The organism is Acidovorax sp. 69, assembly GCF_002797445.1.
Classification (GTDB): Bacteria; Pseudomonadota; Gammaproteobacteria; order Burkholderiales; family Burkholderiaceae_C; genus Acidovorax.
Genome location: NZ_PGEP01000001.1, coordinates 835,379 through 846,819 on the forward strand (window position 1 = coordinate 835,379; position 11,441 = coordinate 846,819).

An 11,441-nucleotide genomic window follows, 5' to 3' on the forward strand; every position below is an offset into this window, starting at 1 on the left:
TCGGCGCTTAATCCACTGTCACGCCCGCATCGCGCACCAGCTTGCCCAGGCGCTGCGCGTCGGACTTGATCAGTGCCCCAAAGTCTGCTGCCGTGCCCCCCACCACGGGCGTGCCAATGGCTTCCCATTTGGCGCGGAAGGCGGGTTCCTTGAAGATCGCGTTGACGGTGGCGTTGAGCTTGTCGATGGTGGCCTGGGGAGTGCCAGCGCGTACCGCAATGCCATGCCAGCCCGTGATCTGATAGCCCGCAATGCCGGCCTCCGCCATGGTGGGCACGTTGGGCAGCACCTTGGCGCGCTCGCTCGATGTGACGGCCAGCGGGATCAGCTTGCCCGCCTGGATGTGCGGCAAGGAGCTGCCGACGATGTCGAACATCACGTTCACCTGTCCGCCGATCAGGTCATTGAGCGCGGGGCCTGCGCCCCGGTACGGGATATGCCCCATTTTCACGCCCGCCGTGGTGTTGAACAGCTCACCCGCCAGGTGTTGGGGCGTGCCGTTGCCCGCTGACGCGTAGCTCAGCACCGGCTTGCCGGCCTTGGCCAGGGCCAGAAACTCGGCCAGGGTCTTGACGCCCAGCGAGGGGTGCACTTCAAGCACCAGCGGGAACGCCGACAGTTGGATCACTGGCGCCAGATCGGACTGCGGGTTGAACGGCATGCTGGCGTACAGCGACGGGTTGACCGCCATCGGGCCGCTGGCGGCCAGCAGCAGGGTGTGGCCGTCGGCCGGTGCCTGCTTGGCTACCTCGGCGCTGCCTGAGTTGCCACCGGCGCCGCCCTTGTTGTCCACCACCACCGCCACGCCCAGGCGGCTTTGCAGCTCGGGCTGCAGCATGCGGGCCATCAGGTCGGTGGGGCCACCAGGCGGGTAGGGCACCACAAAACGGATGGTCTTGCTGGGGAAGGCGGTGGCAGCTGTTTGCGCGACCGCATGACCAGCGATGCCCAGGCTCAGCGGCACGGCGAAGGCTGCGTGCAGCACGGCGCGCCGGGTGGCATTGGGCGTGGATGGGGGAAGGTGGCGGTGGTGCATGTGTGTCTCCTGTGGGGATGGATAAAGCCCGTCTGGTGCGGGTTGATGTCAATGGTTGTGGATTGCGGTGTGGCGGTGCCGATCAGCCCGCGCCAAAGCGTTGCCGGATGTCGGCGGCGGTGGCCAGGGGGCGGCCCAGCGCGGCGGCCGCTTCGACGGCCTGGCGCACCAGCGCGGTGTTGTCGGGGGCTACGCTGCCGTCTTTGCACAGCAGGTTGTTTTCAAAGCCGACCCGCGCATGGCCGCCAAACAGCGTGGCCGCAGTGATGCAGGTGTTTTCTGTGGCACCGAAGGCGCACACAGCCCAGGGCTCGGGGCCTTCGTGGGCGACCAGAAACGGCAGCAGGTCGCGCGGGCTGGAGGTTTGCCCTGCGCTGTAGCGGCCCAGCACAAACAGCAGGAACCAAGGCGCGTCTGGCACCACACCACTGGCGCGCAGCGCCTGCCAGCGGCGCAGGTCAGGCACGTCGTACAGGATGACCTGCACCATGGTGTGGCGCTGCGCCAGGCCTGCAAAAAAGCGCTGCAATCCGGCTTCGCCAATCTCGGGCTTGTCCACCTCACGCAGTCCGATGGACACGGCCTCGGGTTGCAGGGCCTCGACCATGGCGATCTGCGCCGGGGCCTGGTAGACGCCTGCGGCCTCGCTGGTGATCTGGATCACCATGGCATCGCCCACAGCCTGGCGCACCACGCGCTGGGCCTCACGGTAGCCTTCCACATCCAGGCTGTGGCGGCCTTGGGCGTCACGGATGTGCATGTGCAGCATGGCGGCGCCTGCATCGACGCAGGCCTTGGCCGTGGTGGCCAGCGTGGCGGGCGTGATGGGCACGGCTGCGTGGTCGGCCGGCTGTTTGTAGGCGCCGTTGGGCGCCACGGTCACGATCAGTGGGTCGGCCCATTGGCTGGGGGTGTTGGGCAATGCACTCATGCGCGGGCTCCGGTGGTCGGGTTGGTGTCGGTGGGGGGCTCGATGGTGGGCAGCTCGCTGGCCAGCAGCGCGAGGCCCTGGCGCAGCAGCGTGTCGTAGCGCGCGCGCTCGGCCTGCTTGCGGTCTTCGGGCCAATCAAAAAATCCCTTGCCGGTCTTCATGCCCAGGGTGCCCTGGGCCACCTTGTCGCGCAGGGCCTGGGCGGGTATGTCGGTGTTCGAGAGCGTGGGGTACATGGTGGCGGCGGCTGCGGTGTGCACCTCGATGCCTGCGTGGTCGCGCTGCAGCACCGGGCCTGCCGCGAGGAAGCGGAAGCCAAACCCAAAGCGCACGGCGGCGTCCACGTCTTCCGGCGAGGCAATGCCTTCGTCGATGAGCGCAAACGCTTCGCGCGACAGCGCGTGCTGCATTCGGTTGGCCAGAAAGCCCGGCTTGTCTTTCTTGACCAGCACCGGCACGCTGCCACAGCCGCGCATGAAGGCGTACAGCCACTGGCCCAGCGCCGGGTCGCTGCGTTCGCCCTGCACCACTTCTACCAATGGCACCAGGTGCGCAGGCATGAAGAAGTGCAGGCCCAGCATGCGCTGCGCCGTGGCCAGGCCCTGGGCGATGGCGCTGATGGGAAAGCCCGAGCTGTTGCTGGCCAGCACGGTGTGTGCGGGCGCCATGGACTCCAGCTCCGCAAACAGTTGCTGCTTGGGGGCCAGTTGCTCGGTGATGCATTCCACCACCAGCACCACACCGCTCCAGTCCACATCCTGCAGGCTGGCGCACACCTGCACCGGGCCGGCGTGGGTGGCCTGGCCTGCGGCGGCCAGCTCTTGGGCGATGTGGGGCAGCAGCAGCTCGCGCCGCGTGGCGTGGGGGTCCACCACCGTCACCTGCGCGCCGCCGCGGGCCAGCACCACCGCCACATCGGCGCCCATGGTGCCCCCGCCCACGACCACCGTGCGGGCATTGCGCGGCAAACTGTTGTCCATGTTGTCTCCTTGATCCATCTGAAGGCCCGGCACCTTTGGGCGCCGAATACGTTGTTCAGGTGCAGTCTAGGCCGCTTCTATTGCACGGTCCAGACGTCTTTTTCGATAGACTGATCGGCTATGAAGATCAATTGGTCCGCCCGTGAAGTCGATGTTTTTCTGGCTCTGGCGGACACGCTGAGCTTTCGGCGCACGGCGCTGCAGATGCATTTGTCGCAGTCGGCCGTGTCGGGTACGCTGGCGCGGCTGGAGGAAATGATGGGCGCGCGGCTGTTTGACCGCACCACGCGCACCGTGCAGCTCACCCAGGCTGGCGAAGTGTTTGCCGAGCAGGCGCGGTTTCTGCGGCACCAGATGGAAGAGACGGTGCGGCGTGTGCAGGCCGTGGCCCAGGTGCAGGTGGGGCGGCTGGCCCTGGCGGCTTTGCCCTCGCTCGCTGCAGGCGCCGTGCCGCGGGCGTTGGCACGGTTTGCGGCGGACCACCCCGGGGTGCACCTGGAGCTGTTCGACAGCCTGGCGGGCCCGGCGTTCGACATGGTGCGCGCCGGGCGGGTCGACTTTGCGCTCACGGCGGCCAACCCCGCCTATGCGGACCTGGACTACACCCCGCTGGCATCCGACCCGTTTGTGTTGCTGGTCGGGCGCAGCCATCCCCTGGCCCGGGGGCGTGGCGCCATCGCCTGGGCAGATATTGCCGACCTGCCCCACATCTCGATGCCAGCAGGCACCAGCGTGCGCCAGTACGCCGACGAGGCCCTGCTGACCCACCGCATCCGCTTTGCGCCGCAGTACGAGGTGGAACACCTGGCCACCATTGCCGCCATGGTGGCGGCCCAGCTGGGCGTGAGCGCTTTGCCGGAGCTGGCCGCCCAGGTGGTGCGGCGGCCCGAGGTGGTGACCCGGCCCCTCAAGCAGCCCCTGTTGCGCCGGCCGATTGGCCTGGTCACGCTGCGGGGGCGGCGCCTGTCGCTGGCGGCAGTGCAGATGGTCGCCCTGCTGCGGCAAGAGATGGAGGGAGGGGCTTTGCTTTGACGATGCCGCGTTGCGCGATGGCAGGTGCGGTGAAGCACGTGGCAGGAATTGGGGTGGTGCCTTGCGGGCGAAGTCCGGACAATAGGGCGCAGTTTGTTGCCTTTGTCTTTGTATTTCGCGGTCTCCCCGCGATCGCTTCTTTCAGGGGGTTCCCATGAGCATTCCTTCCCGCGTTCAACTCATCGATGTCGGCCCCCGTGACGGCCTGCAAAACGAAAAGACCCCTGTGCCCGCTGCTGTCAAGATCGAGCTGGTGCACCGCCTGCAGCAGGCGGGCCTGAAGGAGATCGAGGTCACCAGTTACGTCAGCCCCAAGTGGGTGCCGCAGATGGCCGACAACCATGAGGTGATGGGCGGCATCGCACGCCAGGCGGGCGTGGCGTATTCGGTGCTCACGCCCAACCTCAAGGGCTTTGAGGCGGCGGTGCTCGACAAGCCCGACGAGATCGTGGTCTTTGGCTCCGCCAGCGAGGCCTTCAGCCAGCGCAATATCAACTGCAGCATTGCCGAGAGCATCGAACGGTTTGCCCCGGTGGTAGAGGCCGCCCTGGCCGCGGGCATCCGGGTGCGCGGCGCCATGAGCTGCACGGTGGGCTGCCCGTACGAGGGCGACATTGCCCCCGAGCGTGTGGCCTACCTGGCGGGGTTGCTCCAAGGCATTGGCGTGCAGCGCGTGGATGTGGCCGACACCATTGGTGTGGGCACACCGCGCAAGGTGCAGCGCGCGCTGGAGGCCACCTTGCAGCACTTTGGCATCGATGCGGTTTCTGGCCACTTTCACGACACCTACGGGCAGGCGCTGTCCAACACGCTGGCGGCGCTGGAGCTGGGCGTGTGGAACTTCCAGTCGTCCGTGGCCGGGCTGGGTGGCTGCCCGTATGCCAAGGGCGCCACGGGCAATGTGGCCACTGAAGACGTGGTGTACCTGCTGCACGGCATGGGCATCGAAACGGGCATTGACCTGGACCGGCTCATCGACGCGGGGGCTTACATCAGCGGCTTTCTGGACCGCAAGCCCAACTCGCGCGCGGCCAACGCATTGCTGACCAAGCGCGCGGGGTGATCGCGGCGCCCCAGGTGCCCTGGACGCAAAGCGCACGACAATGGGCAGTTGTGCGGGCCCAGCGAGCTGGCCCCGCAGTCCTCCCAACGACAGCGATAGGAGCCCCTGGCATGTGCGGAGCCGAACTGAAGAACTTACCCGAAGGCGTGCAGCGCGTGGCCGCTGCACTGCAGGCGCAGGGCCATGCCCACATGCCGCAGATGCTGGATGACGCTGCGCGCACCGCACAGCAGGCGGCCGATGCACTGGGCATCCTGGTGGGGCAGGTGGCCAAGAGCATCATCTTCCGGCGCAAGAGTGACGACGCAGCGGTGCTGGTCGTCACATCGGGCGACCGCCGCGTGGACGAGAAGAAGGTGGAAGCCCATGTGGGCGGCAAGATCGGCCGGGCCGATGCCGAGTTTGTGAAGTCGCGCACCGGCTTCTCGATTGGCGGCGTGTCGCCGGTGGCGCATGCCACGCCGCCCGTCACACTCATCGACCGGGACCTGCTGCGCTTTGACGTGGTGTGGGCCGCAGCGGGCCACCCGCACGGCGTGTTCCCCCTGCACCCCAGCGATCTGGAGCGCCTGACCGGCGCGCCCGTGGTGGACGTGGTGCAAGAGCCTGTTGCCGAGAACCCTGCCCCCCAGGTGGTTGCATGAATGCTATTGATTTGCTAGCTGCCAGGGCAAATGAGACCAGCGCTACCGGGCGATTTGACCTTGAAAACACCGAGCCAGTGCCTTCGCCGTGCATTTCGGTGTGCCGCATGTCGCCCGACCGCAGCCACTGCGAGGGCTGCTTTCGCACGCTGGACGAAATCCGTATCTGGTCGCGCGCGGACGCCACGCTGCGCCGGGGCATCTGGATGGGGCTGTTGCAACGCGCGGGCATTGCCTTGCCTGCACAGGATGTGAATGACATGCAGAACATGCAGGAGGCCGAGACATGAAGCGCATCACGTTCTACCTGGACTTCATTTCGCCCTACGCCTGGCTGGCGTTTGAGCGCTTGCCGGAGGTGCTGGAGGGCCTGAGCTACAGCGTGGCCTACCAGCCCGTGTTGCTGGGCGCCTTGCTGCAGCAGCACGGCAATCCAGGCCCGGCGGGCATTGTCCCCAAGCGCGAGTGGACCTACCGCCATGTGACCTGGCTGGGCCACGCGCAAGGCACACCGCTGCAGATGCCTGCCCGCCACCCGTTCAACCCGCTGCCGCTGCTGCGCCAGGCGCTGGCCTGCAGCGACGATGGTTCCATCAACCGCTATGTGGCGGGGACGGTACTGCGCCATGTGTGGCAGGGTGGGCACGATGCGCTGGACGCAGGGCGCCTGGCCACACTGGCCGCTGACCTGTCGGACCAACTGCGCCCCGGGCAGGACTTGCACAGCGAGGCGCCCAAGGCCCTGCTGCGTGCCAATACCGAGGCCGCGCAGGCGGCGGGTGTGTTTGGCGTGCCCGCATTCGAGGTGGACGGCAAATTGTTCTGGGGGCTGGACGGCCTGCCCATGCTGCGCTCTTACCTGGATGGTGATGCATGGTTCGATGGTCCCGACTGGGATGCCGCGCGCCAGCTCCCTTCGGGTTTACCCCCGAAATCCTGAGCGGTTTCCAGATGCTGAAAGCATCTGTGCGGGTTTCACCTTAAGTTGTCAGAGTGCGGTCAGTTTGGTGAAAGCTCGTGTTGGTTTCGCGTCAGAGCGTGGTCAGTGCCATCTCCAAGAATGCGTACAGCCCGCCGCTGCGCGGTCTGAATAACCAATAGGAGACACACACCATGGCAACTGTTCATCCAGCCCCCCGGCCGATGACGCCCGAAGAGCGGAAGGTTATCTTCGCGTCATCGCTCGGCACCGTTTTCGAGTGGTACGACTTTTACCTGTACGGCTCGCTCGCCGCCATCATCGCCAAGCAGTTCTTCAGCGGTCTGGATGCCGGTTCTGCCTTCATCTTTGCGCTGTTGGCGTTTGCAGCGGGCTTCATCGTCCGTCCGTTCGGCGCCATTTTCTTCGGCCGCCTGGGCGACATGATCGGTCGCAAGTACACGTTCCTGGTCACCATCCTGATCATGGGCCTGTCCACTTTCATCGTGGGTATCTTGCCCACGTATGCGTCCATCGGCGTGGCGGCTCCCGTCATCCTGATTGCGCTGCGCCTGCTGCAAGGTCTGGCGCTGGGTGGTGAGTACGGCGGTGCCGCCACCTACGTGGCCGAGCATGCTCCGCACGGTAAGCGTGGCGCCTACACGGCCTGGATTCAAACCACGGCCACGCTGGGTTTGTTTCTGTCGCTGATGGTGATTCTGGGCACCCGTACGGCCCTGGGCGAAGAAGCCTTTGCCGACTGGGGCTGGCGTGTTCCGTTCATCGTGTCGATCCTGCTGCTGGCCATCTCGGTCTGGATCCGTCTGTCGATGAACGAGTCGCCTGCTTTCCAGAAAATGAAGGCAGAAGGCAAGACCTCCAAGGCCCCCCTGACCGAATCCTTCGGCCAGTGGAAGAACCTCAAGATCGTGATCCTGGCGCTGGTCGGTTTGACCGCAGGTCAAGCGGTGGTCTGGTACTCGGGCCAGTTCTATGCCCTGTTCTTCCTGACGCAAGCCCTCAAGGTCGATGGCGCCACTGCCAACATCTTCGTGGCTGTGTCCCTGCTGATCGGTACGCCGTTCTTCATCGTGTTCGGTTCGCTGTCCGACAGGATTGGCCGCAAGCCCATCATCCTGGCAGGCTGCCTGCTGGCTGCGCTGACGTATTTCCCGGTGTTTGGTGCACTGACCAAGGCGGCCAACCCCGCGCTGGCTGAAGCCCAGGCCAAGAACCAGGTGATCGTGACGGCTGATCCTGCCGAGTGCTCGTTCCAGTTCAACCCCACGGGTACTTCCAAGTTCACCAGCTCGTGCGACATCGCCAAGCAGGTGCTGGCCGGTGCTTCGGTGAGCTACGAGAACGCGGTGGCCCCCGCCGGTACGCCTGCCACCATCAAGATTGGCCAGACCGCCATTCCTTCCTACAGCAGCAAAGGCCTGAGCGCCGATGAAGCCAAGAAGAAGGACGTCGAGTTCAAGAAGCTCGTGGCAGACGATCTGAAGGCCGCTGGCTACCCCACCAAGGCAGATCCCGCACGCATCGACAAGGTGATGGTCACCATCATCCTGACCTACCTGGTGCTGCTGGTGACCATGGTGTACGGCCCTATTGCCGCCATGCTGGTCGAAATGTTCCCCACCCGCATTCGCTACACGTCCATGTCCCTGCCGTACCACATTGGTAACGGCTGGTTCGGCGGCCTGCTGCCTACTACGGCGTTTGCCATCGTGGCCCAGACCGGCAACATGTACAACGGCTTGTGGTACCCCATCATCATTGCGGGCGCTACCGTGGTGATTGGCGGCCTGTTCGTCAAGGAAACCAAGGACGTTGACATCTACGCCAACGACTGATCGTTACTGAACGGTGTGCAGGGCCCGACCCGCAAGGGGCGGGCCCTGTGTTCCATCAAGGGGCTTGTGCTGCACCAGTACAACCGACAACGCCGCGCTGCAGGCCCCTTGATTGAACAAACCCATCCCAGGAGATATTGATATGTGGAAGATTGTTGTTGGCTTCGTAGTGTTTGCAGCGCTGTCGATGTACGTGATCATCATGGCGGGCGACAAGGCCGACATGGGTGGCGAAAAGCATGGCGCTGATGCCGTGCATGTGCCGGAGGCTCCCGCCAGTGCAGCGGCACCGGCGGCTGCTGCCGCACCGGCATCGGCCGCCAGCACCCAGTAATTTTTTCAGCCTGCAAAAAAGCCCCGCCAGCGCATGCTGGCGGGGCTTTTTGTTGCCAGTGGCCGAGGGGGCCGCTTCAGCGCTTGAAACGTCCGTCCGTACCGATGATGGAGAGGTCAGAAAAATCCAGGCCACTGTGGTCTGCCGCGCTGTAGGTCAGCTCCAGTCCGCCGAGGTCCCATTTCTTGATGCTCTCCAGGCCCGCATGGAACTTGGCGCGATCGGGCTTGGGACCTGCGCGCTTGAGGCCCTCCACCAACACCTTGGCGCTCACAAAACCTTCAAGCATGGCGGGGGTCAGGTCACCGGTGTTCTTGGCCTTTGCCAGGTCCATGGCCTCCTTGATCACCGGGTAGTTGAGCGAGCGCTCGGACGGGAACACCTGCGTCACCACCACGCCCCGGGCCTGGTCACCCAGCGCCTTCACAAACCCGCCCGAAGCGTTGTTGGACAAGGTCACGATCTGCCCGCTCACACCCGCTGCGCGCAAGGCCTTGATGCCGTCCACCACGGCGGCGCCGGTGCCAATGAAGATCACCGCCTGGGGCTGCTTCTGGGCAACGCGGGGCGCGATAGCACTGTAGTCGGGCTTGGCGCGGTCAAATTTTTCGACAAAAGCCGCTTCGATGCTGTTGGCCTTGAAGCCTGCGAGCGCCCCGGCCAGGCCGTCTGCGCCAAAGGTGTCATCCACATGCACCACACCAATGCGCTGGATGCCCAGCGTGTGCAGGTGTGAGATCGCCTTGGCCACTTCGCGCTGGTAGGGTGCGCGCACATTGAACACATATTTGCTTACCGGCTGGTGCAGTGCAATGGCACCGGTCGATGGGCCCACCAGCGGCACCCCGTGTTGATCCAGCACGGGAATGATGCCCTGGGTGTGGGGTGTTCCGCGCGTCATGAACATGCCGATGACCCCCTTTTGTTCAATCAGCGTGCGGGTGTTTTCCAGGGTCAGTTTGGGATCGAACTTGTCGTCCAGCGAAATCACCTCCACCTTTTGCCCGCCCACGCCGCCTTTGGCATTGATGTGATCGATGTAGAGGGCTGCGCCTTGCATGGATTCGGCCACGGTGGCTGCGGCCGATCCAGTCATCCCGACGGTCTGGCCGATAAGAAGCTGGGCGTGGGCCGCGCTGAGCGTCAGGGCGGCCAGCGCCGCACATTTTCCGAGGGATGCAATGACTTTCATCGGCTTGTCTCTTTCTGGTGTGGGGACGCCAGTGTAGGAACAGGGCAGGACGGGTCATCTGTAGAAATGCATAGCAGCGGCGTGGTTTTTACCAGGGGGTTGCTGAAAACCTTGTCAGTGACCGTGTGGGGAAGTGTGGGCGCTTCTGTATGGGCTAGCGTGTGGCTCTCACCGGCGGAAGCGGCCGTCTGTGCCGATGATGGACAGATCCGCGAAGTCCAGCCCTGTGTGGTCGTCGGGGCCGTAGGTCACTTCCAGGCCACCCAGGTCGAACTTTTTGATGCTCTCCAGCGCTGCCTGGATCTTGTCACGGCTGGGTTTGGGGCCAGCGCGCTTGAGGCCTTCGACCAGTACCTTGGCGGCGGCAAAGCCCTCCAGCATGGCGGGACTGATCTCGGTGAGCCCCTTGGCCTTGGCCAGCTCCTGGGCTTCCTTGACCATGGGGTAGGTCACGGCGCGCTCGTTGGGATACACCTGGGTCACGATCACGCCGCGTGCGTTGTTGCCCAGGCTTTTGATGAAGCCGCCAGAGGCGTTGTTGGACAGCGTCACGATCTGTGCCGCCGAGCCCGCCGCGCGCAGGGCATTGCTGGCATCTACCACCGCAGAACCCGAGGCGATGATCAGCACCGCCTGCGCATCACCCTTGGTCACCTTGGCGGCAACAGGCTTGAAGTCGGGCTTGGCCCGATCGAATTTTTCCGATGCCACAGGCGTCATTTTGGCTGCGGTCATCCCCTTTTGCGCCCCGAGCACACCATCTGCGCCAAAGCTGTCGTCTGCATAGACCAGCGCCACGCGCGTGATGCCCATGGAGGCCAGGTGGGTGATGGCCTTTTCGGCTTCGCGTTGGTAGGTGGCCCTTACGTTGAAGATGTACTTGCGCACCGGCTGGTGCAGCACCATGGCCCCGGTTGACGGGCCCACCAGCGCCACCCCGTGTTTTTCGAGCAGGGGAATCATGGCCTCGGTATGGGGGGTGCCGCGCGTCAGGAACATGGCCGCCACGTTCTGCTCCTCGATCAGCTTGCGCGCGTTGTCGGCCGCCAGTTTGGGGTCGAACTTGTCGTCCAGCGAGCTGAGTTCGATTTTCTGTCCGTTCACGCCGCCCTTGGCGTTGACGGCGTCGATGTACAGCAGCGCGCCGTCGGTGGTTTCCTTCACCCCGGCGGCCACCTGGCCAGAGAAGCCCGCAGTCTGCCCGATCAGGATCTGGGCATGGCTGGTGGTACTCAACGAAAGGGCCAGGGCCAGAGCGGCCCACAGTGTTTGCCATGGCTTCATGACTGTCTCCTCTATGTCTTGTGGAGGAGGCAGTCTAAACGGATGCTTCTGCGCCATCCCGAGGATTCTTCCGAAGGGCGGGCTGATAGGCCGCGCCTTGTCCCGTGTCAAAAGCACCGCAGCGCATTCCGGGGGTAATCGGTGGCTGCGGGCAGGGTGGCCAGCGCATC

General features: G+C 64.9%; 12 protein-coding genes. 7 read left to right on the plus strand and 5 right to left on the minus strand.

What is annotated here, in order from left to right:
- Positions 1-7: 7 nt before the first annotated feature.
- The 3 genes from CLU85_RS03920 to CLU85_RS03930 form a co-directional block, all read right to left on the minus strand.
- Positions 8-1,036: a tripartite tricarboxylate transporter substrate binding protein gene (locus CLU85_RS03920; RefSeq protein ID WP_100409129.1), complete on the minus strand. Its 1,029-nt coding sequence runs from the start codon at positions 1,034-1,036 to the stop codon at positions 8-10.
- Between the two features lie 82 nt (positions 1,037-1,118).
- On the minus strand, positions 1,119-1,967 hold the full coding sequence (locus tag CLU85_RS03925; RefSeq protein WP_100409130.1) for a 3-keto-5-aminohexanoate cleavage protein: 849 nt from the start codon (positions 1,965-1,967) through the stop codon (positions 1,119-1,121).
- Entirely contained in the window at positions 1,964-2,947 is a 984-nt protein-coding gene (locus CLU85_RS03930; protein ID WP_100409131.1) for a 3-hydroxyacyl-CoA dehydrogenase family protein, read from the minus strand. Before CLU85_RS03930 ends, CLU85_RS03925 begins: the two co-directional genes overlap by 4 nt.
- Before the next feature lie 120 nt (positions 2,948-3,067).
- On the opposite strand from CLU85_RS03930, the gene CLU85_RS03935 reads away from it, so the two are divergent.
- The 7 genes from CLU85_RS03935 to CLU85_RS03965 all read left to right on the plus strand — a co-directional run bounded on the left by CLU85_RS03935 (position 3,068) and on the right by CLU85_RS03965 (position 8,795).
- Positions 3,068-3,979 (plus strand): LysR family transcriptional regulator, encoded by a 912-nt coding sequence (locus CLU85_RS03935; RefSeq protein ID WP_100409132.1) that lies wholly within the window; start codon positions 3,068-3,070, stop codon positions 3,977-3,979.
- Positions 3,980-4,133: 154 nt separating this feature from the next.
- The gene (locus tag CLU85_RS03940) at positions 4,134-5,042 is read left to right on the plus strand and encodes a hydroxymethylglutaryl-CoA lyase (RefSeq protein ID WP_100409133.1); all 909 of its coding nucleotides are present in this window, start codon (positions 4,134-4,136) and stop codon (positions 5,040-5,042) included.
- A gap of 110 nt (positions 5,043-5,152) precedes the next feature.
- A complete protein-coding gene (locus CLU85_RS03945) occupies positions 5,153-5,686 on the plus strand; it encodes a YbaK/EbsC family protein (RefSeq protein WP_100409134.1) in 534 nt (177 codons plus the stop codon).
- Positions 5,683-5,976 carry a DUF1289 domain-containing protein gene (locus CLU85_RS03950; protein WP_100409135.1) on the plus strand — a complete coding sequence of 98 codons (294 nt, stop codon included), beginning with the start codon at positions 5,683-5,685 and terminating at the stop codon, positions 5,974-5,976. The genes CLU85_RS03945 and CLU85_RS03950 overlap by 4 nt, the downstream gene beginning before the upstream one ends.
- Positions 5,973-6,626 (plus strand): 2-hydroxychromene-2-carboxylate isomerase, encoded by a 654-nt coding sequence (locus CLU85_RS03955; protein ID WP_100409136.1) that lies wholly within the window; start codon positions 5,973-5,975, stop codon positions 6,624-6,626. Before CLU85_RS03950 ends, CLU85_RS03955 begins: the two co-directional genes overlap by 4 nt.
- Positions 6,627-6,799: 173 nt before the next feature.
- Positions 6,800-8,461 (plus strand): MFS transporter, encoded by a 1,662-nt coding sequence (locus CLU85_RS03960; protein ID WP_100409137.1) that lies wholly within the window; start codon positions 6,800-6,802, stop codon positions 8,459-8,461.
- A 142-nt stretch (positions 8,462-8,603) separates the two neighbouring features.
- Entirely contained in the window at positions 8,604-8,795 is a 192-nt protein-coding gene (locus CLU85_RS03965) for a hypothetical protein (RefSeq protein WP_100409138.1), read from the plus strand.
- Between the two features lie 76 nt (positions 8,796-8,871).
- Here the strand turns inward: CLU85_RS03965 and CLU85_RS03970 are convergent, their stop codons facing one another.
- Both CLU85_RS03970 and CLU85_RS03975 read right to left on the minus strand, forming a co-directional pair.
- Positions 8,872-9,987: an ABC transporter substrate-binding protein gene (locus CLU85_RS03970; RefSeq protein ID WP_100409139.1), complete on the minus strand. Its 1,116-nt coding sequence runs from the start codon at positions 9,985-9,987 to the stop codon at positions 8,872-8,874.
- A 168-nt stretch (positions 9,988-10,155) separates the two neighbouring features.
- Positions 10,156-11,271: an ABC transporter substrate-binding protein gene (locus CLU85_RS03975; RefSeq protein WP_100409140.1), complete on the minus strand. Its 1,116-nt coding sequence runs from the start codon at positions 11,269-11,271 to the stop codon at positions 10,156-10,158.
- Positions 11,272-11,441: the final 170 nt, after the last annotated feature.